Source organism: Rhizobium alarense (assembly GCF_021555155.1).
In the GTDB taxonomy this organism is placed as follows: Bacteria; Pseudomonadota; Alphaproteobacteria; order Rhizobiales; family Rhizobiaceae; genus Rhizobium_D; species Rhizobium_D alarense.
On record NZ_JAKGBU010000012.1, the window covers coordinates 19,813 to 43,832 of the forward strand.

At 66.1% G+C, this 24,020-nt stretch carries 25 protein-coding genes and 1 pseudogene; 12 read left to right on the forward strand and 14 right to left on the reverse strand.

Annotated features, from left to right (window positions below; genetic code table 11):
• Nucleotides 1-155 precede the first annotated feature (155 nt).
• From hupB to clpP, 4 genes are all read right to left on the reverse strand, one after another.
• Nucleotides 156-431, reverse strand: a complete 276-nt coding sequence (hupB, locus tag LXM94_RS05715) for a DNA-binding protein HupB (protein ID WP_235770197.1) — start codon at nt 429-431, stop codon at nt 156-158.
• Between the two features lie 207 nt (nt 432-638).
• A complete protein-coding gene (gene lon, locus LXM94_RS05720) occupies nt 639-3,068 on the reverse strand; it encodes an endopeptidase La (RefSeq protein WP_235770198.1) in 2,430 nt (809 codons plus the stop codon).
• A gap of 421 nt (nt 3,069-3,489) precedes the next feature.
• The gene (gene clpX, locus LXM94_RS05725) at nt 3,490-4,767 is read right to left on the reverse strand and encodes an ATP-dependent Clp protease ATP-binding subunit ClpX (RefSeq protein ID WP_235770199.1); all 1,278 of its coding nucleotides are present in this window, start codon (nt 4,765-4,767) and stop codon (nt 3,490-3,492) included.
• Nucleotides 4,768-5,061: 294 nt separating this feature from the next.
• On the reverse strand, nt 5,062-5,694 hold the full coding sequence (gene clpP, locus LXM94_RS05730) for an ATP-dependent Clp endopeptidase proteolytic subunit ClpP (RefSeq protein ID WP_235770200.1): 633 nt from the start codon (nt 5,692-5,694) through the stop codon (nt 5,062-5,064).
• Between the two features lie 298 nt (nt 5,695-5,992).
• On the opposite strand from clpP, the gene ggt reads away from it, so the two are divergent.
• Nucleotides 5,993-7,753, forward strand: coding sequence for a gamma-glutamyltransferase (gene ggt, locus LXM94_RS05735; RefSeq protein WP_235770201.1), 1,761 nt, complete (start codon nt 5,993-5,995; stop codon nt 7,751-7,753).
• On the opposite strand, the gene LXM94_RS05740 is transcribed toward ggt, so the two are convergent.
• Nucleotides 7,754-8,587 (reverse strand): hypothetical protein, encoded by an 834-nt coding sequence (locus LXM94_RS05740; RefSeq protein ID WP_235770202.1) that lies wholly within the window; start codon nt 8,585-8,587, stop codon nt 7,754-7,756.
• 110 nt (nt 8,588-8,697) lie between these two features.
• Here LXM94_RS05740 and LXM94_RS05745 point away from each other — a divergent pair, with 110 nt between their 5' ends.
• On the forward strand, nt 8,698-9,945 hold the full coding sequence (locus tag LXM94_RS05745; protein WP_235770203.1) for a cytochrome P450: 1,248 nt from the start codon (nt 8,698-8,700) through the stop codon (nt 9,943-9,945).
• A gap of 147 nt (nt 9,946-10,092) precedes the next feature.
• Here the strand turns inward: LXM94_RS05745 and LXM94_RS05750 are convergent, their stop codons facing one another.
• Entirely contained in the window at nt 10,093-10,908 is an 816-nt protein-coding gene (locus LXM94_RS05750; protein ID WP_235770204.1) for an SDR family NAD(P)-dependent oxidoreductase, read from the reverse strand.
• A gap of 264 nt (nt 10,909-11,172) precedes the next feature.
• Here LXM94_RS05750 and LXM94_RS05755 point away from each other — a divergent pair, with 264 nt between their 5' ends.
• Complete coding sequence (locus LXM94_RS05755; RefSeq protein ID WP_235770205.1) at nt 11,173-11,652, forward strand: MarR family winged helix-turn-helix transcriptional regulator; 480 nt, start codon at nt 11,173-11,175, stop codon at nt 11,650-11,652.
• A 6-nt stretch (nt 11,653-11,658) separates the two neighbouring features.
• On the opposite strand, the gene LXM94_RS05760 is transcribed toward LXM94_RS05755, so the two are convergent.
• The 4 genes from LXM94_RS05760 to LXM94_RS05775 form a co-directional block, all read right to left on the reverse strand.
• The gene (locus LXM94_RS05760; protein ID WP_235770206.1) at nt 11,659-12,006 is read right to left on the reverse strand and encodes a cupin domain-containing protein; all 348 of its coding nucleotides are present in this window, start codon (nt 12,004-12,006) and stop codon (nt 11,659-11,661) included.
• 51 nt (nt 12,007-12,057) lie between these two features.
• On the reverse strand, nt 12,058-13,341 hold the full coding sequence (locus tag LXM94_RS05765) for an O-acetylhomoserine aminocarboxypropyltransferase (RefSeq protein WP_235770207.1): 1,284 nt from the start codon (nt 13,339-13,341) through the stop codon (nt 12,058-12,060).
• Nucleotides 13,342-13,448: 107 nt separating this feature from the next.
• Complete coding sequence (locus LXM94_RS05770; RefSeq protein WP_235770208.1) at nt 13,449-13,877, reverse strand: CoA-binding protein; 429 nt, start codon at nt 13,875-13,877, stop codon at nt 13,449-13,451.
• 85 nt (nt 13,878-13,962) lie between these two features.
• Nucleotides 13,963-14,400 (reverse strand): CoA-binding protein, encoded by a 438-nt coding sequence (locus tag LXM94_RS05775; RefSeq protein WP_235770209.1) that lies wholly within the window; start codon nt 14,398-14,400, stop codon nt 13,963-13,965.
• 250 nt (nt 14,401-14,650) lie between these two features.
• Between LXM94_RS05775 and LXM94_RS05780 the strand changes: the two genes are divergently transcribed.
• Nucleotides 14,651-15,487 (forward strand): EamA family transporter, encoded by an 837-nt coding sequence (locus LXM94_RS05780; protein ID WP_235770210.1) that lies wholly within the window; start codon nt 14,651-14,653, stop codon nt 15,485-15,487.
• Nucleotides 15,488-15,494: 7 nt separating this feature from the next.
• On the opposite strand, the gene LXM94_RS05785 is transcribed toward LXM94_RS05780, so the two are convergent.
• Nucleotides 15,495-15,728: a methionyl-tRNA formyltransferase gene (locus tag LXM94_RS05785; RefSeq protein WP_235770211.1), complete on the reverse strand. Its 234-nt coding sequence runs from the start codon at nt 15,726-15,728 to the stop codon at nt 15,495-15,497.
• Complete coding sequence (locus LXM94_RS05790; RefSeq protein ID WP_235770212.1) at nt 15,728-16,546, reverse strand: enoyl-CoA hydratase; 819 nt, start codon at nt 16,544-16,546, stop codon at nt 15,728-15,730. Before LXM94_RS05790 ends, LXM94_RS05785 begins: the two co-directional genes overlap by 1 nt.
• A 144-nt stretch (nt 16,547-16,690) precedes the next feature.
• On the opposite strand from LXM94_RS05790, the pseudogene LXM94_RS05795 reads away from it, so the two are divergent.
• The 4 genes and pseudogenes from LXM94_RS05795 to LXM94_RS05810 form a co-directional block, all read left to right on the forward strand.
• A pseudogene (locus LXM94_RS05795) lies at nt 16,691-17,023 on the forward strand (PaaI family thioesterase); the annotation flags it as partial.
• A 214-nt stretch (nt 17,024-17,237) separates the two neighbouring features.
• A complete protein-coding gene (gene rplM, locus LXM94_RS05800) occupies nt 17,238-17,702 on the forward strand; it encodes a 50S ribosomal protein L13 (protein ID WP_235770213.1) in 465 nt (154 codons plus the stop codon).
• Nucleotides 17,703-17,704: 2 nt separating this feature from the next.
• On the forward strand, nt 17,705-18,178 hold the full coding sequence (gene rpsI, locus LXM94_RS05805; RefSeq protein WP_235770214.1) for a 30S ribosomal protein S9: 474 nt from the start codon (nt 17,705-17,707) through the stop codon (nt 18,176-18,178).
• 142 nt (nt 18,179-18,320) lie between these two features.
• Complete coding sequence (locus LXM94_RS05810; RefSeq protein WP_235770215.1) at nt 18,321-18,941, forward strand: hypothetical protein; 621 nt, start codon at nt 18,321-18,323, stop codon at nt 18,939-18,941.
• Here LXM94_RS05810 and LXM94_RS05815 read toward each other — a convergent pair.
• Nucleotides 18,938-19,399 (reverse strand): Lrp/AsnC family transcriptional regulator, encoded by a 462-nt coding sequence (locus LXM94_RS05815; protein ID WP_235770216.1) that lies wholly within the window; start codon nt 19,397-19,399, stop codon nt 18,938-18,940. The two genes, LXM94_RS05810 and LXM94_RS05815, sit on opposite strands and share 4 nt — an antisense overlap.
• 141 nt (nt 19,400-19,540) lie before the next feature.
• On the opposite strand from LXM94_RS05815, the gene LXM94_RS05820 reads away from it, so the two are divergent.
• Nucleotides 19,541-20,332, forward strand: a complete 792-nt coding sequence (locus tag LXM94_RS05820; RefSeq protein WP_235770217.1) for a phenylalanine 4-monooxygenase — start codon at nt 19,541-19,543, stop codon at nt 20,330-20,332.
• Between the two features lie 34 nt (nt 20,333-20,366).
• On the opposite strand, the gene LXM94_RS05825 is transcribed toward LXM94_RS05820, so the two are convergent.
• Entirely contained in the window at nt 20,367-21,335 is a 969-nt protein-coding gene (locus LXM94_RS05825; protein ID WP_235770218.1) for a DMT family transporter, read from the reverse strand.
• A gap of 85 nt (nt 21,336-21,420) precedes the next feature.
• Between LXM94_RS05825 and LXM94_RS05830 the strand changes: the two genes are divergently transcribed.
• From LXM94_RS05830 to argC, 3 genes are all read left to right on the forward strand, one after another.
• On the forward strand, nt 21,421-21,900 hold the full coding sequence (locus LXM94_RS05830) for an Lrp/AsnC family transcriptional regulator (RefSeq protein ID WP_235770219.1): 480 nt from the start codon (nt 21,421-21,423) through the stop codon (nt 21,898-21,900).
• Between the two features lie 85 nt (nt 21,901-21,985).
• Entirely contained in the window at nt 21,986-22,939 is a 954-nt protein-coding gene (gene speB / locus LXM94_RS05835) for an agmatinase (protein ID WP_235770220.1), read from the forward strand.
• Between the two features lie 140 nt (nt 22,940-23,079).
• Nucleotides 23,080-24,012 (forward strand): N-acetyl-gamma-glutamyl-phosphate reductase, encoded by a 933-nt coding sequence (gene argC, locus LXM94_RS05840; protein WP_235770221.1) that lies wholly within the window; start codon nt 23,080-23,082, stop codon nt 24,010-24,012.
• Nucleotides 24,013-24,020: the final 8 nt, after the last annotated feature.

Consider the following 24,020-nt stretch of genomic DNA (forward strand, 5'->3'; position numbering starts at 1 on the left):
CCCCGGGGTTCTGAGCCTTGCGTGTTACAGAAGGATGACAGGCGCGGGCGAATGGCCGACCTTTCCCGCCCAACGAAAAAGGGCCCGGATTCCGGGCCCTTTTCCTGTGGTCCTATCGCGGACGGCGGAGTGGTCTACCGTCCGGCGCCAACGGCTCAGCCGTTGACGGCGTCCTTCAGGCCCTTGCCGGCCGAGAACTTCGGCACGTTGCGTGCCGGGATCTCGATCTCGGCGCCGGTCGACAGGTTGCGGCCCTTCGAGGCCTCGCGGCGCGATACGGAGAAATTGCCGAAACCGACCAGACGAACGTCGCCGCCGCTCTTCAACTCCGACTGGATCGTGTCGAAAACGGCGTCGACCGCAGAGGCCGCATCGGTCTTCGACAGGCCGGACTTCTCGGCGACTGAGGACACGAGTTCATTCTTGTTCATGTTTCCACCCCTTTCTAACGGTTCGAAACGACTCGGATTACAAGTCCGGGGCAGAATACGCATCGGCCCCGCGCTCGCAACTGGATTTCGGCTGTATCCCCTGAGAATCCGGGCTTTCCGCCGCATTATGTACAAAAAAGACCGGCGAAACCGCCGGTCTTCTGGATTTTGTAACATTTCGACGCGGATCGAACGATCCGGCAACCGTCAGTGGGCGACGGCCACGCCGGCATCCTCGCCCGATTCGACCGGCGCGACAGCGGCTGCCGCCGCGGCGGCAGCGCTGTCCCATTCGATCGGCTCGGGCTTGCGCAGAAGCGCGTGCTGGATGACCTCGCCCATGCGCGAGACCGGGATGATCTCCATGTTGTTCTTCACGTTGTCCGGAATGTCCGCCAGGTCCTTGGCATTCTCTTCCGGGATCAGCACCTTCTTGATGCCGCCGCGAAGCGCCGCCAGCAGCTTCTCCTTCAGGCCGCCGATCGGCAGAACCCGGCCGCGCAGCGTCACCTCGCCCGTCATCGCGATGTCCTTCGAAACCGCGATGCCGGTCATGATGGAGACGATGGCGGTCGCCATGGCGATGCCGGCCGACGGGCCGTCCTTCGGCGTCGCGCCCTCGGGCACGTGCACGTGGATGTCCGTCTTGTCGAACCGCGGCGGCTCGATGCCGAAATCGACGGCACGCGAGCGCACATAGGACGCCGCCGCCGAGATCGATTCCTTCATCACGTCCTTCAGGTTGCCGGTCACCGTCATGCGGCCCTTGCCACCCGGCAGGCTCACGCCCTCGATCGTCAGCAACTCGCCGCCGACTTCCGTCCAGGCGAGACCGGTGACGACGCCGACCTGATCCTCGCGCTCGGCTTCGCCGTGGCGGAAGCGCGGAACGCCGAGGAGATCGTGGATGTTCTCCGCCGTGACCTCGACCTTCTGCGACTTGCCCTTGATGATCTCGGTGACCGCCTTGCGGGCGAGCTTCATCAGTTCGCGCTCGAAATTGCGCACGCCCGCCTCGCGGGTGTACTGCTGGATGACCGCCATCAGCGCGCCGTCAGTGACCGAAAACTCCTTCGGCTGCAGCGCATGGTCGCGGATCGCCTTCGGCAGCAGGTGCCGCTTGGCGATTTCCAGCTTTTCCTCTTCCGTATAGCCGGCGATGCGGATCACTTCCATGCGGTCCATCAGGGGCGCGGGAATGTTCAGCGTGTTCGCCGTCGTCACGAACATGACGTTGGACAGGTCATATTCGACTTCCAGGTAGTGGTCCATGAAGGTCGAGTTCTGTTCCGGGTCCAGCACCTCGAGGAGCGCCGACGACGGGTCGCCGCGGAAGTCCATGCCCATCTTGTCGATCTCGTCGAGCAGGAAGAGCGGGTTGGACTTCTTCGCCTTCTTCATCGACTGGATGACCTTGCCGGGCATCGAACCGATATAGGTGCGGCGGTGGCCGCGGATCTCCGCCTCGTCACGCACGCCGCCGAGCGCCATGCGGACATATTCGCGGCCGGTCGCCTTGGCGATCGACTTGGCGAGCGAGGTCTTGCCGACGCCGGGCGGGCCGACGAGGCACAGGATCGGCCCCTTGATCTTGTTCGAGCGGGCCTGCACCGCGAGGTACTCGACGATGCGTTCCTTGACCTTCTCCAGGCCGAAATGATCCACTTCGAGAATCTTCTCGGCATTGTTGAGGTCTGTCTTGATCTTCGACTTCTTGTTCCACGGAATGCCGGTCAGCCAGTCGAGATAATTGCGCACGACGGTGGCTTCGGCCGACATCGGGCTCATCTGCCGGAGCTTCTTCAGCTCGGCATCGGCCTTTTCGCGGGCTTCCTTGGAGAGTTTCGCCTTGGCGATCTTCTCCTCCAGCTCGGCCATCTCGTCGCGGCCGTCCTCGCCGTCGCCGAGCTCCTTCTGGATCGCCTTCATCTGCTCGTTGAGGTAATACTCGCGCTGGGTCTTCTCCATCTGGCGCTTGACGCGCGAGCGGATGCGCTTTTCCACCTGCAGGACGGAGATCTCGCCCTCCATGAAGCCGAGCGCCTTTTCGAGACGCAGCTTGACGCTGGTGGTCTCCAGCATCTCCTGCTTCTCGGTGATCTTGATCGACAGATGCGAGGCGACCGTATCGGCGAGCTTCGAATAGTCCTCGATCTGGCTCGCCGCACCGACGACCTCGGGCGAGATCTTCTTGTTGAGCTTCACGTAATTCTCGAACTCGGAGACGACCGAGCGCGACAGCGCCTCGATCTCGACCGGGTCTTCCTCCGGCTCCGGCAGCACATGCGCAAGCGCCTCGTAGAAGTCGTCACGGTCGGTGTAGTCGGAGATTTCGGCGCGCGCCCTGCCCTCGACCAGCACCTTGACGGTGCCGTCGGGCAGCTTCAGCAACTGCAGCACGTTGGCGACGGTGCCGATCTTGTAGATCGCGTCGGTTTCCGGGTCGTCGTCGCCGGCATTGATCTGGGTCGCCAGCATGATCTGCTTGTCGGTTCCCATGACCTCTTCCAGCGCGCGGATCGACTTCTCGCGACCGACGAAGAGCGGGACGATCATATGGGGGAAGACCACGATGTCGCGCAGGGGCAGGACCGGGAAGGCCATATCCTCGGGTGTCGCGGACGTTTTCTTCGTCATGTCATTTCCTTTCAAACATCCCGTTGCCGGGAAGCGATGCCGAAACGCCATCGGCGTTTATCCGGCTATCCTTTTTCCACCCGTAAGTGGAGTTCTGTTAACCTCTTTTCAAGGCCGGAGAAAAGCCGCCCCGGCGCCTGCCCGCGAAGAGAGATACGTACCACGCCGCGCTGTCGCCGACCTTGCGGCGAACGGACCCACATACAGTACGCATTACAGAATCGTCGCATCATTGCGCCGGGCCGCCGGATTGGCAACCGCGCGGCACCGGCTCGCCACGGAAAACTCGCAGCCATGCAGGGCATGATGATCCTGTTGCGCCGGGCCGCCAATCGCGAACTATCGCTAGGGGATGCGGCCGGCACTCCCCGAAACGAAAAGACCCGCCGCCGGCGGGTCTGATCCTCTTGCGGGGACGGGCTCAGGCCGAGACGTTGGCCTTCTCCTCGCTCCGCTCCGAATAGATGTAGAGCGGGCGGGCCGTGCCCTTGACGACCTCGTCGGAAATCACGACCTCGCGCACGCCCTCGAGCGTCGGCAGCTCGAACATCGTGTCGAGCAGGATCTTCTCCATGATGGAGCGCAGGCCGCGGGCACCGGTCTTGCGGACGATCGCCTTCTTGGCGATCTCGCGCAGCGCGTCCTCGTGGAAGGTCAGTTCCACGTCCTCCATCTCGAACAGCCGCTGGTACTGCTTGACGAGCGCATTCTTCGGTTCGGACAGGATCTGGATCAGCGCATCCTCGTCGAGGTCCTCGAGCGTCGCCAGAACCGGCAGACGGCCGATGAATTCCGGGATCAGGCCGAACTTCACCAGATCCTCGGGCTCCAGCTCGCGCAGCACCTCGCCGACGCGGCGGTCTTCCGGCGAGCGCACCTGGGCGCCGAAGCCGATCGAGGTCTTCTCGCCGCGGGCGGAGATGATCTTGTCGAGGCCGGCGAAGGCGCCGCCGCAGATGAACAGGATGTTCGTCGTATCCACCTGCAGGAACTCCTGCTGCGGATGCTTGCGGCCGCCCTGCGGCGGAACGGAGGCGACCGTGCCCTCCATGATCTTCAGGAGCGCCTGCTGCACGCCTTCGCCCGAGACGTCGCGGGTGATCGACGGATTGTCCGACTTGCGCGAGATCTTGTCGACCTCGTCGATATAGACGATGCCGCGCTGGGCACGCTCGACATTATAGTCGGCCGCCTGCAGGAGCTTCAGGATGATGTTCTCGACGTCCTCGCCGACATAACCCGCCTCCGTGAGCGTCGTCGCGTCGGCCATGGTGAAGGGCACGTCGATGATGCGGGCGAGCGTCTGGGCGAGATAGGTCTTGCCGCAGCCGGTCGGGCCGACCAGCATGATGTTCGACTTCGCGAGCTCCACGTCCGAGCCCTTGGCGGCATGCGCCAGGCGCTTGTAGTGGTTGTGGACCGCGACCGAGAGAATGCGCTTGGCCTGCTGCTGGCCGATGACGTATTCGTCGAGAACCTTGATGATGTCCTGGGGCGTGGGAACGCCGTCGCGGGACTTGACCATCGAGGTCTTGTTCTCCTCGCGGATGATGTCCATGCACAATTCGACGCATTCATCGCAGATGAAAACCGTCGGTCCGGCGATCAGCTTGCGGACCTCGTGCTGGCTTTTGCCGCAGAAGGAGCAGTAAAGGGTATTCTTGGAGTCGCCGCCGTTGCTGCCGCTGACCTTGCTCATATCACTTTCCTTCCAGCACGCCGCACATTTCGACGGGAAATGCCCGGACACTCACACCGCCCGACGCGCCGATCACCAGAATCCGCCCGTCAAGGCTTTCGGGGGTACTGACCGCTCCAGACAATCACGTCTGCCAGCCGGTGGCAACGCTTCCCCCACCGAAACCGAATGCTAGATTGTGACAAATCAATTTAGCATTAACGGCCAATATTAACGGCTTTGCGGTGCGGATAAAGCCCCGGGACCATTACAAATGTGTCACAAAGGCCGCAATCCGCACACAAAACCTTGAGTTCACGCGCCCTGCGGCCCCTCGATCGCCTCGCGGCTCGTGATGACCTTGTCGACCAGGCCCCATGCCTGCGCCTCTTCCGCCGTCATGAAATGGTCGCGGTCAAGCGTCTGTTCCACTTCCTCGTAGCTGCGGCCGCAATGCTTGACGTAGACGTCGTTCAGCCGCCTCTTCATCTTGAGGATGTCGCGCGCGTGGCGCTCGATGTCCGATGCCTGGCCGGAGAAGCCGCCGGAGGGCTGGTGCACCATGATGCGGGCGTTCGGCGTCGCGAAACGCATGTCCTTGTGGCCGGCCGCCAGCAGCAGCGAGCCCATGGAGGCCGCCTGGCCGATGCACAGCGTCGACACGGCCGGCTTGATGAACTGCATCGTATCGTAGATCGCCATGCCGGAGGTCACGACGCCACCCGGCGAATTGATGTAGAGCGCGATCTCCTTCTTCGGGTTTTCCGCCTCGAGGAAGAGAAGCTGCGCGCAGACGAGGGTCGCGATCTGATCTTCCACCGGCCCCGTCAGGAAGATGATGCGTTCCTTGAGCAGGCGCGAATAGATGTCGTAGGACCGCTCGCCGCGGTTGGTCTGCTCGACGACCATCGGCACCAGAGCCATGGCGGTATCTACCGGATTTCTCATGTCAACCCTTCTTCAGTGTGGCCCGGAAACCCATCGCAAGCGCCGGGAATCAAGTCATTTCGTCTTCCCTACATAGAGTGTCCGGGTGTCGGACTTCAAGACAGACGGCGACTTTGGCCCCGTCCAATGGCACAACGCAGTTAATTGGGCACCCGGCGGCGACACTATCCACAAGCGCGGCGGCGCAAAGGGTGAACGAAGTGTCAAGCGGCACGCAGTTCCGGGCGCCGTCGCGCCATTGCCACCCGGCACGCTCGAGCCCATATTGGGCCGACCCGCCACCGGAGGCTCTACGAACATGCGGATCAGCCGGATCATCGCCACCATCCTCCTTCTTCCCGTCCTGGCCGCACTGCCCGCCGCGGCCCAACAGGCCTCCGACACGCTCGCGCCGGAACAGGCGACCGGCACGGCAACCGCCGGCACCGTCTTGGCCAAGGACCACATGGTGGCGGCCGCCAATCCGCTCGCGGCGAAGGCCGGCGCCGCGGTGCTCGCCAGGGGCGGCAGTGCAATCGACGCCATGGTGGCCGTCCAGACCGTGCTCGGCCTCGTCGAACCGCAGTCCTCCGGCCTCGGCGGCGGCGCCTTCCTCGTCTATTACGACGCGGCGGCCGGCCGGCTGACGACCCTCGACGGTCGCGAGACGGCGCCGATGGAGGCCACGCCGACCCTCTTCCTTGATGAGACGGGTCAGCCGCTCAAGTTCTTCGACGCGGTGGTCGGCGGACGCTCGGTCGGCACGCCCGGCACCGTCATGCTGCTCCAGGAGGCGCACAAGCGCTACGGCAAGCTGCCCTGGAAGGACCTTTTCGCGCCGGCGATCGGGCTCGCCGACCGGGGGTTCGAGATCTCGCCGCGTCTCGCCGCGCTGATCGCCGCCGACGCGGAGCGGCTGAAGACCTATGACGGCGCGCGTACCTATTTCTTCGACGCGGCCGGAACGCCGCTTGCGGCGGGAACCGTCCTCAAGAACCCGGCCTATTCAGAAACGCTGAAGGCGATCGCCGAGGGCGGCGCGGCAGCCTTCTATTCCGGTCCCATCGCCGAGGCGATCGTCGATACGGTCCGGCTGGCGGCGAAGAACCCCGGCGTGCTGTCGCTCGCCGATCTCGCGAACTACCGCGTCAGGCAGCGCAAGGCCGTCTGCCAGACCTACCGGGCGCTCGAGGTCTGCGGCATGGGGCCGCCCTCCTCCGGCGCCGTGGCGATCGGCCAGATGCTCGGCATGCTCGAGAACTTCGACCTCAAGGCGCTCGGCAAGGACAATGCCGAGAGCTGGCGGCTGATCGGCGACGCCCAGCGCCTCGCCTTTTCCGACCGCGAGCGCTATCTCGCCGACACCGATTTCGTGCCCGCCCCGATCAAGGGACTGCTGTCGAAGGACTATCTCGAAAAGCGCGCCGCCCTGCTCGACAGCGACAGGGCGCTGGGCGCGGAGGCGGTAACGGCGGGCGAGCCGGAATGGGACCATGCCCTGCTCTTCGGCCGGGACCGGTCGATCGAGCTTCCCTCCACCAGCCATGTGGTGATCGTCGACAGGGACGGCAATGTCGTCTCGCTCACCACGACGATCGAGAACGGTTTTGGCGCGCGGCTGATGACCGGCGGCTTCCTGCTGAACAACGAGCTCACCGACTTCTCCTTCGAGACGCATGACGAAGGCCTGCCGGTCGCCAACCGCGTCGAGCCGGGCAAGCGGCCGCGCTCGTCGATGTCGCCGACCATCGTCCTCAAGGACGGCAAACCGCTCCTCGCCATCGGATCGCCCGGTGGCAGCCAGATCATCGGCTATGTCGCCCAGGCGCTCGTCGCCTATGTCGACTGGGGCATGGATGTCGGCCAGATCGTCGCGATGCCGCATCTCGTCAACCGCTTCGGCCCGTACGAGCTCGAGGCCGGCACCGCCGCGGAGACGATGGCCGGGCCGCTGAAGGCGCTCGGCTACGAGGTGAAGGCCGGCGAAATGAACTCCGGCCTGCATGCGATCGAGATCACCGCCGACAGCCTGAAGGGGGCAGCCGATCCGCGCCGCGAGGGCATCGCGGTCGGGCAATAGCTACGCCTCGCCGCCGCCGTAGACGAGGGCCGTCTTCGTCGTCCCGCGCGGCGCGACCCAGCCGGATCCGTAGAGCGCCGTCATCGCGTCCCAGGCACTCGTCGCCACCGCCGCTTCGACTTCGCCTTTGGCAAGCGCGAAACGAAAGCTGAATTCGGCGGCGATCGGCGATGTCGCCTCGCCCTTTCGCCACCACAGGATGAGCGCGCATTCGGCCTCGACATCGTCCGACAGCGACAGAGCGCCGCCCCCATGCACGTGCTCGACGACCGCGAGGCCGCCGACCGGCGTGACCGGCGCGCCGACCGGCGGCATCGACACGCTTGGAAGGCGCGAAAAGGGTCGCAGGCAGTCGCCGATCGTGGCGATTCGAGCGCGGTCGTCGACGCCCGCATCGACCGAACGGCTGAAGAGCGCCCAGAAACCCGGCCCCTCCCCGCGCGGCACCGCCTTGATGTCCTCCTCCAGCTTGCCCCTGCCGCCCTTCCCGCCACCGCGGCGGCGATAGTCCTTCGCGGCCGACAGCAGACGGTCGCCATGGCGGAACTTCAGCGTCGCCTGCCATTCGCCGTCCGAACCGGTCCGGCGGCGCATCCGGTAGACGAAACCTGCCCGGCGGAAGAGCGCCTTGTCGACCGTATCGAGGAAGAGCAGGTCGCGCTGCTTGTCGGGCTCGGCGCGCTCGGGCGACTGCAGCGCCGCGATACCCGCAGCCGTCAGCCGTCTGCCTGCGTCCGCCCAGAACGCCCGCATGGCCGCGCGGCAGGTCGCGTGATCGCCGGCAAAACGATCGGCATGGAGCGTGAGCTTGTATTCCCGCGACGTGAGTTTCATCGACTTCCTCCCGACCGGCCGGTTGCTTGCGGGACAGGCTGCGCGCAATCTCTAATTGCGTCAATCCTCTTCGCTTTCCTGCTCCGTCGAAATCCGCTACCCATCACGGAATGACGACCTCATTTTCCTTCATGACCATCGACGCCGCCGCCCGCCGCGTCTCGCTCGACGCCCGCGATCCCGCCTTCTACGGCGATCCGAACCCGGTCTATGCCGCCCTCCACGCGCATTGTCCGACCTTCTTCTGGGAAGAGCAGAAGCTCTGGTACGTCAGCGGCTACGACCAGGTGAACGCGCTCCTGCGCGACCGGCGTTTCGGCCGGCAGATCCTGCATGTGGCAAGCCGCGAGGCGCTCGGCATGGCGCCGCCGCTGCCGCATCTCCGGCATTTCGACGCCGCCGAGGCATGGTCGCTGCTGGAGCTCGAGCCGCCGGAGCACACGCGGCTGCGCACGCTGGTCAACCGCGCCTTCGTGTCGCGCCAGATCGAGCGGCTGACGCCGGAGATCACGGCACTCGCCAACCGGCTGATCGACGGCTTCGTGAAGGACGGCCGTGTCGAGCTGCTGTCGGCCTTCGCCGATGTGCTGCCCGTGACCATGATCGCCCGTATGATCGGCATTCCCGACGAGATGGGGCCGCAGCTTCTCAAATGGTCGCATGCCTATGTGCGCATGTACATGTTCGGCCGCACAGAGACCGACGAGCATGCGGCGGACCGGGCGGCGGCCGAGTTCGCCGACTATGTGCGGACGGTCATCGCCGAACGGCGCGCGAGACCCGGGGACGACCTGCTCACCCACATGATCCACACGGAGCACAAGGGCCAGTTCCTTAGCGAGGACGAGCTGATCTCGACCACGATCGTGCTGCTCAATGCCGGCCACGAGGCGACGGTGCACCAGATCGGCAACGCCGTGCGCTCCATTCTCGACAGCGGCCTGCCGGTCGGGCCGATGTTTGCGGACGGCAGGGCGACGGAGCGGACGGTGGAGGAATGCCTGCGCATTTCCGCGCCCGTCCACATCTTCCAGCGCTACGCCCTGGAGGAGGTCGAGCTGGACGGCATCCGGTTCCGGCGCGGCGACAAGGTCGCCCTGATCCTTGCCGCCGCCAATCTCGATCCGAAGAAGTTTTCCGATCCGCTGACCTTCCGGCCGGCGCGCGACGAGGGCCCCAACCTCTCCTTCGGCGCCGGCATTCATTTCTGCATCGGCGCGCCGCTCGCCCGGCTGGAGCTCGCCATCGCGCTGCCCCTGCTCTTCAAGCGACTGCCGAAGATGCGGCTCGCGGCGAAACCGGCCGTGAAGGACGTCTACCATTTTCACGGCCTGGAGCGGCTGGACCTGGCGTGGTAGACCTCAGAGACCGCTTTGAAATGCGTCAGGGCGAGTCGAAAATGGCTTTTTTCGAGCACCGAAGCGGAGCGTATACCAAGTACGAGAGCATCGGAGCGCAGAAAAACGCCATTTGCAGACAGCCGTCACGCAGTTTCAAACGGTCTCTCAGGCCGCCTGCGGCGCGCCCACCCCGTACCGTTCCGCCGGGCGGCTTCTGGACAGGTTCGGCCGCAGCGCCATCCGCGCGCCGTCGAAGGTCTCCCAGTCGGTCTTTTGCGGCAGGGAGGGGATGGTGATCAGTTCGCCCTGGTCGAAGCCGGCGAGCGCCGCGTCGACCATGTCCGTCACCTCCATCACCATGTTCGGGTCCAGCCGGTCGATCGATCCGCCCGCGCGCTCGAAAATCTCCGTGCGGGTGAGGCCGGGCAGCACGGCCTGCAGGCGCACGCCCTTGCCGTCCAGTTCCGGGGCGAGCCCCTGCGTCAGGGCCAGCACGAAGCCCTTGCTCGCGCCGTAGGTGCCGCTGAAGAATTCCGGAACGATGGCGACGACGGAGGCGATGTTGATGATGGCACCCGTGCCCCGCGCCGCAAAGGCCTGCGCGGCAGCGACGGCCAGCCGGTTGACCGCCGTCACGTTGATGTCGATCATCGCATCCAGATAGTCGATGTCCTCGCCAAGCAGCGGGCCGCGCGGGCCGATACCGGCATTGTTGACCAGCAGCGTGATCGCCGCGTCGTCCCGAAGCCGGCGCTCGACCCTCCGCAGATCGTCCCTCGCCGCAAGGTCCGCGGGCAGGATTTCAGCCGAAATGCCCCGCTCCCTCTCAAGACGCTCGGCCAGCGCCGAAAGCCGCGCGGCGTCGCGGGCGACCAGCAGCAGGTCGTAGCCGCGCCCGGCAAGGCGATCCGCATAGGTCGCGCCGATGCCGGACGATGCGCCCGTGACGAGCGCCGTTCCGCGTTTCGAAGTCTTCGTCATCGTTGTCTCCATCTGAAATTAGTGGTATATGCCACTATATTGCTCCAAAGCTGAAAAAGCGCAAGGGTTCCGACAGAAATCTTTCGCCGCGCCGGCCGGGCACAAAGCGCATCGCGATCCTCCGGCTTCGTGCGCCGCGCTTTAGGTCGTTGATTTTGTGCATGCCGTTATCGCAAAACCGCTGCGCACTTTTGCGTGGCATGCTTTAGAAGGGCGCGACGGACGTGCGGCAGTCGGGCACGCGCAGGCAGCGAAGGACGCGGCATGAAGGAGGACAACGGCGTGTGGATGCATTGCACCAACAGCGCGATCCGGCGGGCCGCCCGCCAGCTCGGCCAGCTCTATGACGACGTCATCGAACCGAGCGGCCTGCGCGGCACGCAATTTTCGCTGCTGAGCCAGATCGCCCTTGCCAGTGACGATGGTGCGCCGCTGAAACTCCTCGCGGAAGCGCTCGTCATGGACCTCTCGGCGCTCGGGCACACGCTGAAGCCGCTGGCGCGGGACGGCCTGGTGGAGCTCGTTGCGGATACGCACGACAAGCGGGTCAAGCGGGCGCGCCTGACGGCGGAAGGACGGTCGAGGCTTTCGCAGGCCCGCCTGCTCTGGCAGGATGCCCAGGAACGTTTCGACGCGGCCTTCGGCAAGGCGCGTTCGGCCGAGATGCGGGCGCTCCTCGGCGCGGTTTCCACGCCCGACTTCGCCCGGGCGTTCCGGGCGGCGAAGCCCGCGGCGGGCGGCTGACGGGCCTCAGAGCCGGATCACATAGTCCTTGCGAGTCGTTTCAATCACTTGCCAGGTGCCCTTGAAGCCCGGCCTGAGGATCAGCCTGTCGCCGGGCCTGAGGTCGTAGACGGCGCCGTCGTCCGAGGTGACGATCGAGTGGCCTTCGAGAATGTGGAAATATTCCCACTCGTCGTACTCGATCCGCCAGGTTCCGGGCGTCGATTCCCAGATGCCGGCATAGAGCGATCCGTCGACCTCCTCGAGGTTCCAGGTGCGGAACCGCGGATCGCCGTCGACAAGGCGGCCCGCCGCCGGCTCGCCGGGTTCGGGTTCGACGGTGACCGGGTCGAAACGCAGCGCCTTGATGTCCATGTGCGGCCTCGCGATAAGGGGGGGCCGCCGCGCCGGGCGGCCCGGGTGGGTTCAAGCCTTGGCGAGCGCCTGCTCGACGTCGGCGATGATGTCGGCGACATCCTCGATGCCGATCGACAGGCGCACGACGTCCGGCCCGGCGCCGGCAGCCACCTGCTGCTCTTCCGTCAGCTGCCGGTGGGTCGTGGAGGCCGGATGGATCACGAGCGAGCGGGTGTCGCCGATATTGGCGAGATGCGACAGCATCTCGAGCCCCTCGACGAAGCGCTTGCCCGACTCGTAGCCGTCCTTGAGGCCGAAGGTGAAAACGGCGCCGGCGCCCCTGGGCGAATAACGCTGCTGCAGCGCGTGGTTCGGATCGTCGTCGAGGCCGGCATAGTTGACCCAGGAGACCTTGCCGTGGCCCTTCAGCCATCGGGCGACGGCTGCCGCATTGTCGCAGTGGCGCTGCATCCTCAGCGGCAGGGTCTCGATGCCCGTCAGGATCTGGAAGGCGTTGAACGGCGAGATCGCCGGACCGAAGTCGCGCAGGCCGAGCACGCGGCAGGCGATGGCAAAGGCGAAATTGCCGAAGGTCGCATGCAGCACCATGCCGGCATATTCCGGCCGCGGCTCGGAGAGCGCCGGATATTTGCCGGAGGCCGACCAGTCGAAGGTGCCGCCGTCGACGATGACGCCGCCCATCGAATTGCCGTGACCGCCCATGAACTTGGTCAGCGAATGCACGACGATGTCGGCGCCGTGCTCCAGCGGCCGCAGGAGATAGGGCGTTGCCATGGTGTTGTCGACGATCAGCGGCAGGCCGTGGCGGTGCGCGATCTCGGCGATCGCCGCAACGTCGACGAAGGTGCCGCCCGGATTGGCGAGGCTCTCGATGAAGACCGCCTTGGTCCTGTCGTCGATCTGGCTCTCGAAGGAGGCCGGGTCGGCGGTATCGGCCCAGCGCACGTGCCAGTCGAAGGTCTTGAAGGATTGGCCGAACTGGTTGATCGAGCCGCCGTAGAGCCGGCGTGCCGAGACGAAATTGTCGCCGGGGCGCATGATCGTGTGGAACACGATGAACTGGGCGGCATGGCCGGAGGCGACGGCGAGTGCCGCCGTGCCGCCCTCGAGGGCCGCGACGCGCTCCTCGAGCACGGCCTGCGTCGGGTTCATGATGCGGGTGTAGATGTTGCCGAAGGTCTGCAGGCCGAACAGCGAGGCGGCGTGGTCCGTGTCGTTGAAGACGAAGCTCGTCGTCTGGTAGATCGGCGTCGCCCGCGCGCCGGTCGTCGGGTCGGGATGCGCCCCGGCATGAATCGCCAGTGTCGAAAAACCCGGTTTCCTGGTGCCCATTGTTCTTCCTCCCGTCCTGTTTGCGGCACTATTCCAGAGCCTCCGAGCAGGGTCAAAGGAAGATTTTTCGTGTTTTCGCAGCATGTTGGAACACGCCCGAAGCGCGCTCAGGCGACGAGGCGCGGATATTCGATCGCCGGGCAGCGGTCCATGACGACCTTGATCCCCTCGGCTTCCAGGCGGGCGGCCGCGAGATCGTCGCGCACCGAAAGCTGCCCCCAGACGACCTTCGGCAAGGTCTTCAGCTGCAGGATCTCGTCGAAGAGGGCCGGCAGCGTGTTCGAGGCGCGGAAGACGTCGACCATGTCGATCGGCTCGGCGATGTCGGCAAGCCGGCCGACGACCGCCTGCCCCTGGATTTCCTTGCCGGCCTGGCCGGGATTGACGGGGATGACGCGGTAGCCCTTGCGCAGCAGGAAGGCCATGACCCGATGGCTCGGGCGCTCCGGATTGGGCGAGGCGCCGACGAGCGCGATGACCTTCGTCGATCGCAGGATGTCCGCGATGTAGCTGTCCGTATAGCTGTCGTGATTCATGTCGTCTCCCCGCCTTCTGGTGACAACATGGCGGGCCGCCGCCGTAAGTCAAGGCGGCGCGACGCTCGATCAGGACCGGCGTCGTTCAGGACGCGCGCCGCATCAGTTGCGGGAATTCCGTGACCGGGCAGCGGTCCATGACGACCTGGATGCCGGCCGCTTCGGCGCGCGCCGCCGCGGCATCGTCGCGCACGCTGAACTGGCCCCAGATCGCCGCGGGCAGCGGCCGGAGCGCCAGCACCTCGTCCACCACGCTGCCGAACTGGCTTGCCGCGCGGAAGACGTCGACCATGTCGATCGGCTCCTCGATGTCGGCGAGACGCGCATAGACCCGCTGGCCGAGGATCGTCCTGCCGGCATGGCCGGGATTGACCGGAATGACACGGTAGCCCTTGCCGAGCAGGAAGCCCATGACGCCGTGGCTCGGCCGGGAGTCATTGGGCGACGCGCCGACGACGGCGATCGTGTGAACCGTCCTCAGGATATTGCAGATATAGTCGCTGGAATAATGATCGTGGTTCATCGAAGCCTCCTCCGGCTGTCGTGAAATCGTCATAAGCACCGGCCGGGCCGGCTTCCTCCGTTCGGCATTGTATCCCTGAATCCTAACGATTGCGACTGCTCCGTGCGGCAGTTCGGCCCGCGCAAGCCACGCGGTTGTGCCGCGATGGCACAGAATGCGGGTTCCTTGCGAAAGATGCAGCTTGCAATGCAGGGCGGAAGGGTGGAAACAGGCGCGACCGTTCCCGACCCGCCGTCTCCCGAGGTTCGTCTTGCCGCTTGATGTGATCGCCCTGGTGCTGCTCGGCGCGGCGCTGCATGCGACCTGGAACGCCATCGTCAAGGCCGGCAGCGACAAGACGCTGGACGCGGCGATGATCGCCCTCGGCGCCGGTGCCTTCGGCCTCGCCTTCCTGCCCTTCGTGCCGCTGCCGCACGCCGCGTCCTGGCCCTTCGTCTTGGTGTCGGCGGTGCTCCAGTTCGCCTATTTCCAGCTCGTCGGCGCGGCCTACCGGGCCGGCGACATCGGCCTCGTCTATCCGCTGATGCGGGGCGCGGCGCCGCTCATCGTCGCGGCGACGAGCGGCATCGTGCTCGGCGAGCACCTGACGGCCGGCGCGCTCGCCGGCATCCTCGTCATCTCGGCGGGCGTGCTGACGCTCGCCTTCGAGGCGCGCCACGGCGGCCGGCACGCCATGCTGCTGGCGCTTGCCAATGCCGCGGTCATCGCGAGCTACACCTTCGTCGACGGCATCGGTGCGCGGCTGTCGGGAAACGCGGCCTCCTACACGCTCTGGATGGCGCTGCTGCCGCCGGTGCTGCTGTTTTCCTGGGCGATCCACCGCCGCGGCCTGCCGGCGGTCACGACCCACATCCGCCGCAACTGGCGGCGCGGCCTCATCGGCGGCGGCGGTTCGCTCGCCTCCTACGGCCTGGCGCTCTGGGCGATGACCAAAGCGCCGGTCGCCACCGTCGCCGCCCTGCGCGAGACCGCCATCCTCTTCGCACTCGTCATCTCGGTCGTCGTGCTGAAGGAGAAGGCCGGCGTCTGGCGCTATGTCGCCGGCGCGACCATTGCCGCCGGCGTGCTCGTCTTGCGGCTGGGATAGATTGTCTTCATTTGAAGCCGAAGTCCCGCTTCAGAACGTGAAAAAGTTGATGGGCGGCCTCTTGATCCAATTGAAAAGTTTGGCTGAGTTTTCCGACCTCCTGCCTTGTTGGTCGACCGAATGTCGATATTTGGAGTAGCTTACGCCCGTCGTACTCGTGCACGTACAATTTGGCGTCAACTTCGTCATGAAGTTGAAATCTATCCATCTGAGCTTCATTAAATCGATTGATGCGAGCCATCACGTTTTCTCCCACGTCGGCATGCGCTTGGCGAGGAAGGCGCCGATGCCCTCCTTCGCGTCGTCGCGCAGCATGTTGTCGACCATGACGGCAACGGCCTTGTCATAGGCCTCCGGCAGCGGCAGGCCGGCCTGCGCGCGATGGGCCGCCTTGCCGATGCGCAAGGCCTCGGGCGATTTCGAGGCGATGACGGCGGCATATTTGTCGACGACCTGCCGCAGGTACTGCTTCGGAACGATGCGGTTGACGAGGCCGAAGTCCTTCGCCGTCGCGGCGTCGATCGTCTCGCCGGTGAGCAACATCTCCATCGCCTGTTTCGGATGGGCGGCGCGCGTGACGGCGACCATCGGCGTCGAGCAGAAAAGCCCGATATTGACACCCGGCGTGCAGAAGGTCGACGTGTCGGTGCAGACTGCGAGGTCGCAGGTCGCGACGAGCTGGCAGCCGGCCGCCGTCGCCAGCCCGTCGACCTCGGCGATCACCGGCTGGGGCAGCGCGGCGATCTTCAGCATGAGGTCGGCGGCAAGCCGCATCGTCTTCTCGAAGAAACCCCGGCCGTCGTCCGGATCGGCACGGTGCGCCGTCATTTCCTTGAGGTCGTGGCCGGCGGAAAAGACAGCGCCGGTCGAGGCCAGCACCACGACATGCACTCCGGCCATGGCCGCCGCCGTGTCGAGCCGCCCGCAGAGCGCCTCCATCACGGCGATCGACAGCGCATTGGCCGGCGGGTTCGCGAGCGTCAGCCGCAGCACGGCGCCGCTGCGCTCCATGCCGACCGGCCCGAAATCCTCCCGGCGCAGGGGCACCACATCCGCCATCTCGTCCTCCTTCTGGTCGCGCCGCCGTCGTACGCCTGCGGCGCCGCGGTTTCAAGCATGCGCCGCAGGCTCGGACCTTCCGGCAGCGGACAGGACAGGCCGTTTGCCGCGGCATGGCGGCCAGGATCGGAGAAAACCATGCCCGGAGCCGTGCAGATGCGGCTCGCCCCGAACGAACGGCACCTGCGTCCCGGCGGCACCATCTCCGGGCCGACGCTCTTCGCGCTCGCCAATGTCGCGGCCTACTGCGCCGTGCTCGCCCATATCGGCCCGGTGGCGCTTGCCGCCGCCACCAGCCTCACCATCAATTTCCTGCGCAGGCCCGCGCCCGGCCCCCTCTCCTGCCGCTGCCGCCTCCGGAAGCGCGGCAAGCGGCTGGCCGTCGTCGGGGCCTCGATCTTCGACGGCGCGGCCGAAAATCTGGTGGCGCATGCGACCGCGCCTGCTCGATTCCATCCCACCAAAGTGCGGTATTGAAATACCACACGCCTAATCATCTGTTTTTGCTTGCTATTTTTGACGGCGCACGAAATTCATCCTCTTGACGTGCCGTGCGCCTTTGCCTATAAGCCCCCACAGATCGCGGTCCCTCGGGGGCCGCTTTCGTTTTGGCGTCGTGAATGCGCGCCGAGCCAAGCAACAAGAAACGCCCGGACCGGAACGGCTTCGGGTCCAGAGAAAGAGCTTTACCATGGCAACCTTCGTTCAGAAGCCCGCCGAGGTGGAAAAGAAGTGGGTCCTCATCGACGCCGAAGGCCTCGTTGTCGGACGCCTCGCGACCATCATCGCAAACCATCTGCGCGGCAAGCACAAAGCAACCTATACCCCCCATGTCGACGACGGTGACAACGTCATCGTCATCAATGCCGAGAAGGTCGTCCTGACCGGCAAGAAGTATGCCGACAAGACCTACTACTGGCACACCGGCTACCCGGGCGGCATCAAGGAGCGCACCGCGCGCCAGATCATCGAAGGCCGCTTCCCGGAGCGCGTCCTCGAGAAGGCCGTCGAGCGCATGATCCCGCGCGGCCCGCTCGGCCGCCGCCAGATGAAGAACCTGCGCGTCTATGCCGGCACCAACCATCCGCATGAAGCCCAGCAGCCCGTCGTGCTCGACGTTGCCAAGCTGAACAGCAAGAACACAAGGAGCGCCTGACAATGGCCGACCTTTCCTCCCTCAAGGACCTCGGCACCGTTGCCGCTGCTCCGGCTTCCGCGCCCGTGCACGTCAAGAAGATCGACGCCCAGGGCCGCGCCTATGCCACCGGCAAGCGCAAGGACGCCGTCGCCCGCGTCTGGGTCAAGCCGGGCTCTGGCAAGATCACGATCAACGGCAAGGCCTACAACGCCTATTTCGCCCGTCCGGTCCTGCAGATGATCCTGCAGCAGCCGATCATCGCGGCGGCCCGCGACGGCCAGTTCGACATCGACGCCACCGTTGCCGGCGGCGGTCTCTCCGGCCAGGCCGGCGCGGTCCGTCACGGCATCTCCAAGGCGCTGACCTACTATGAGCCGGCGCTGCGCGCCATTCTCAAGAAGGGCGGCTTCCTGACGCGCGACTCGCGCGTCGTCGAGCGCAAGAAGTACGGCCGCGCCAAGGCACGCCGTTCGTTCCAGTTCTCGAAGCGCTGATCGCATCCGGAGCATCCGGTTTCGAAGGGGCCGTCTCGCACGGCCCCTTTTCGTTTGTCGGCTTCGCCACGCCCCTTGCGACGGCCTGGCGAAAGCTTGCCCCGCCAGGATGTCCCCTTAGCAAAAACAAGGGATTCGTTTCGTGCAGGCAGACGACGTCAAGGTGATCCTCATCCTCTCCTCCTGGAGTTCCGGCTCGACATCGGTCGCCGGCTTCCTGGACAAGTGCGGCTGCTGGACCTGCCCGCCGCATCTGCGCACCGTCGACGACAGGACGCCGAACGCCTACGAGCCGCAGGCCTATCGCAAGGCGCTGCTGCAGATGATCGACGAGAACACGCTGAAGCCGGTCGGCCAGGCGGACGCCTTCGTCCGCTTCTTTGCCGACTGGGTCGCGGAAGAGAAGCGCAAGGCCGCCAGGGCCGGCGCCCCCGCCGTGGTGCTGAAACATCCGCTGCAGGCCTTCCTGCTGCCGGCCATCCGGCAGGTCACCCCCGTCGACGCCGTCGTCGTCTCGCGGCCCTTCGCGGCGATCGAGGCGACGCGCGCGCGGCGCAACTGGGGCGCCGCCTTCGGCGAGGCCGGCGCCAACGTCATCTACGGCACGATCTACAACCACCTGCATGAAAGCGGCACGCCCTATATCGCCGTCCCCTACGACGCCTTCCGGGCCGATCCCGCCGTGCGGACGCGCCTGCTCGCCTATCTCGGCCTGTCGCCGGGCGCAGAGGCGGTGCTGGCCGCCGAGGCCTGGCTTCGCTAGATCGGCAGTTCCGTCGACGATTTCAGCTCCCGCAGCACGAAGCTCGACACCACGTTGCGCACATGCGGATTGCGCAGCAGATGCCGCGTCATGAAGGTCTCGTAGCTCTCGACGTCCGACGCCCGGATCTTCAGCATGTAGTCGAAGGCGCCGGAGAGCGCGTAGCATTCCATGATCTCCGGATGGTTGCGCACGACCGCGGAGAAGGATTCGATCGCCTCCTCGTGATGGTCGTCGAGCGTCACATGGGCAATCACGCAGAGCTTGAGGTCGAGTTGCCGGGCGTCGAGCAGCGCCACGCGCTGGCGGATCACGCCGTCGGCCTCCAGCTCCTGCACCTTGCGCCAGGCGGTGCTCTGCGACAGGCCGGCACGCTCGGCGACGTCGGAAAGAGCGAGGCTGCAATCGTGCTGCAGAACGCGCAGCAGCCGACGGGTGGCCTGATCATTTTCTTTCATGAAATCTACCAATCCCGTGAATTTCTCCCAAAATAGCAGCATCAACCCTGAAGAATGAAAAGTCCATCCGCCGTCGTCGACTATAATTTCCCGATCTGACGATGACCGGCGGGGGGCCGGTCCGGATGCCTGGAGGAGACGATGGCGAAGGAAAACAGCTACACCGCGAAACTGCCGGACGAGACGGGGATCTATCCCTACACCGCCGAGGAGGACGCCATCTGGGGCGAACTCTATGCGCGCCAGATGGCGCTGCTCGCCGACAAGGCCTGCGACGACTATCTCGACGGCGTCGGGACGCTCGGCCTCAACGCATCGAAGGTGCCGCAGCTGAGGGACGTCAACGACAGGCTCGCCCGCGCCACCGGCTTCGGCGTCGAGGGCGTGCCGGCGCTCATCGCCCCGTCGCGCTTCTTCCAGCTGCTCTCCGAGGGCAAGTTCCCGCTCGCCACCTTCATCCGGCGGCGCGAGCATATCGACTATATCGAGGAGCCGGACATCTTCCACGAGGTCTTCGGCCACTGCCCGCTGCTCACCAATCCGAGCTACGCCCGGTTCGTCCGGCGCTTCGGCGAAAACGCGGTGGCGCTCGGCAAGGACTATTCCTGGCACCTCTTCCGGATCTTCTGGTTCACCGTGGAGTTCGGCCTGATCAACACGGCGAAGGGACGCCGCTGCTACGGCGCCGGCATCGTGTCCTCGCCGAACGAAACGCGGGCGGCGATGGTGGAACAGGCCTGCGAGTTCCGGCCCTTCGACCTGATGACCGTGCTGCGTACGCCCTACCGCATCGACATCGTGCAGCCGATCTACTACGTCATCGACAGCTTTGCCGAACTCGACGCGATCAATGACCGCGACATCGGCGCCGCCATCCGCGAGGCCAAGGCCCTCGGCGATTTCCCGCCCGCCTTCGCCGCGAAGGCGTCGTAAATCCGGACGAACCTTTACGACGGCGCGGCGGCCCTCACGAAACCACGGGGCTCGCCGCCGTGCCATCGCCGGCGGCTGCGAGCCTGACGGCCGGCGGCCTTTGCCGGCCGAACAGGCGGATCGCCACGGTGACGCCGACGAGTTGCAGCGCCGCGCCGAGCCACTCGGCGGCGACCGGCCACCGTGCCTCGAACAGGAAGCCGTAGGCGAGCCCGAAGACCGTCTCGGCGACGATGAGCTGGGCGGCGAGCGCGAGCGGCAGCCGCGCGGAGGCGAGCGCCCAGCAGGCGGTGGCGAGCCAGGATCCCGCAAGCCCCATCACGAGCGCCCAGACCGCGAATGGCACGATGTCGGGCAATCCCGCGGGATGCGGCGACGCGAGCGACGTCAGTGGCAGCAGCGCGATGCTTCCGATTGCCGCGCCGATGCCCTGCACACCCGTCCAGTGCAGGCCGTCGGGTGCCGAAGCGGTCCGCATGACGGCGGCGTTGGCGAGTCCGTAGGTCACCCAGATCGCGAGCGCCGCCACGGCGGACACCAGACCGAGGGCGATCGCCTCGCCGCCGTCCGGCCCGACCGAGACGAGCGCAGAGGCGTTGACGACCGCCACGCCGCCGGCGATCAGCGCAAGCGGCGGGACGAGCGGGCGCCACGGGACGGTCCGCTCCCGCCGGTTGGCGATGATCGCCAGCACCACCGGCATGGTGCCGATCACCAGCGGCGGGATCGCCGCGCCGGCGAACCGGACCGCGCTGGCGGCGGCGACGAAATAGCCGACATAGCCCGCTCCACCGAGCAGAAGCCCAACCGCCCATTGGCGACGGCTCAGTCCGCGGGGCCGGAACCGCGGGTGCAGCATCAACAGCAGCGAGGCTGCGCCGAAGGTGCCGTAGCGCGCGACCGTCAGGTCCCAGGCGGAGAACGGCTCGACGGCGCGGGGCGCGACGAAGGTGAGGCCCCAGAGGGCGCAGGTGAGAAGTCCGCAGAAAATACCGATGGGCATGGATCGCTCCTGTGATCTTCGATCATCGCGGGAGCTCCGGCCGTTTTCCATGGATTTTCGAAAGTGAACCGGCTATTCTCTTTCGATGTCTTCGCCAAGAAATCGACCTGACCTTCAGAATGGAAATCCGGCCATCGACGCGACGGATTCCCGCATTCTCGCGGCGCTGGACGCCGATTCCCGGCTGTCGATGAGCGAGCTTGCCCGTATCGTCGGCATGTCGGCGCCGGGCGTTTCGGAGCGCGTGCGCCGGCTGGAATCCGCCGGCGTCATCCGCGGCTTCGCGCTCGACGTCGATGCGCGCGCCCTCGGCTACGCGATCCGCGCCCTGGTGCGCATCCGGCCGCTGCCGGGCAAGCTGCACCTCGTCGAGCGGCTGATCCAGCAGACGCCGCAGTTCATCGAATGCGACAAAATCACCGGCGACGACCCCTTTCTCGCCCGGCTCGTCGTGCGCTCGATCGAGGAGATGGACGACGTGCTGGAGGCGCTCTCGGACCACGCCGTCACCAGCACCGCCGTCATAAAGGGAACGTCCGTGGCGCGGCGCCTGCCGCCGCTGTAGCACACGGGCGCGGCTTCAGGCGGCGGCTTGCCGGCGGCCGCGCATTCTGCTGAAACAGCGGAAACGCGATTGGAGGAACCGCCCCGTGGCCAACAGGACCATCGACCATGCAATCACGGCAAGGACGCTGAAGAGCGCCGCCTCGGACCCGACCCATGCGGGTATCCTCTCCTTCATGCGGCGGCGCCTCACGAAGAACCTCAAGGATGTCGATGCCGTCGTCTGGGGCATTCCCTTCGACGCGGCGACGTCGAACCGGCCGGGCGCGCGCTTCGGGCCGCAGGCGATCCGCCGCGCCTCGGCGATCATGGACAACGACCCGCAATATCCCTTCGAGCGCGATCTCTTCGCCGACATGGCGGTCATCGACTACGGCGACTGCCTGCTCGACTACGGCAACCACCGGAAGACGCCGGCGACGATCGAGCGCGAGACCGCGAAGATCCTGAAGTCCGGTGCCTATCTGCTGACGCTCGGCGGCGACCATTTCGTCACCTGGCCGATCCTGAAGGCCCATGCGGCGGTCCACGGGCCGCTGGCGCTCGTGCAGTTCGACGCGCACCAGGATACCTGGGCGGACGAGAAGGGCCGCATCGACCATGGCTCCTTCGTCGGCCGCGCCGTCCGCGACGGGGTGATCGATCCCGAATGCTCGATCCAGGTGGGCATCCGGACGCATGCGCCGGAGGACTGCGACATCCGCATCCTCTACGGCTACGAGGTCGAGGAGATGAGCGCGGCCGCCATCGCCGACACGATCATCCGCCATGTCGGTGATCGCCCCTGTTATCTCACCTTCGACATCGACTGCCTGGACCCGGCCTATGCGCCCGGCACGGGAACGCCCGTCGCCGGCGGTCCCTCGAGCGCCAGGATCCTCTCCGTGCTGCGCCATCTCGGCGCTCTCCAGATCGTCGGCTCCGACGTCGTCGAGGTGGCGCCCGCCTACGACCATGCCGACATCACGGCCATCGCCGCCTCGACCATTGCCATGTACATGCTCGGGCTGCGCGCGGAACGGCTCGCCGAACGCCGCTGAGCGGCGGTTTTCCCGGCCGGCGCGATTGCCAGTGTCACAGACGGGGTCTATATGCGCAGACGACGGCGGCCGGACGGATCGGGTCCGTTGACAATCCGATTCCGCGCCCGGCGCGAAGCACCTGACGGAGCAGGACAATCATGAGACCGAAGATCTTCATCGATGGCGAACACGGCACGACCGGACTGCAGATCCGCACCCGCATGGCCGGCCGCACCGATGTCGAACTGCTGTCGATCCCCGAAGCCGAGCGGCGCAACGCGGCGCTGCGCGAGGACATGCTGAACGGCGCCGACGTCGCCATCCTCTGCCTGCCGGACGATGCGGCGAAGGAAGCCGTCGCCATGGTCGCCGGCAACAATTCGGTGCGCCTGATCGATACCTCCACCGCCCACCGCGTGCACCCCGACTGGGCCTACGGTTTCGCGGAGATGGATCCGGAGCAGCGCGGCAGGATCGCCGGCGCGCGCTGCGTCGCCAATCCGGGCTGCTATCCGACCGGCGCCATCGGCCTCATCCGGCCACTGCGCATGGCTGGCCTTCTGCCGGAAGACTATCCGGTGACGGTCAACGCCGTCTCCGGCTATACGGGCGGCGGCAAGCAGATGATCGCGCAGATGGAGGACGCCGCCCATCCCGAGCATATCGACGCGCCGCACTTCCTCTACGGGCTGACGCTCAAGCACAAGCACGTGCCGGAGATGCAGACGCACGGCCTCCTTTCGCGCACGCCCCTCTTCTCGCCCTCCGTCGGACGGTTCCCGCAGGGCATGATCGTGCAGGTGCCGCTCCATCTCGCCGACCTCTCCGGCAATGCCTCGCTCGGCACGATCCATGCGGCGCTGGCCGACCACTATGCCGGCCAGGACGTCGTCGAGGTCGTCGCCCTCAAGGACAGCGCCCAGCTCGCCCGCATCGATGCCGTCGAGCTTGCCGACACCGACCGCATGAAGCTCTTCGTCTTCGGCACGGCAGGCGCCGCCCACGTCAACCTCGTGGCCCTGCTCGACAATCTCGGCAAGGGCGCCTCGGGTGCCGCCGTCCAGAACATGGACCTGATGCTGAACGGCTGAGGCCGTTC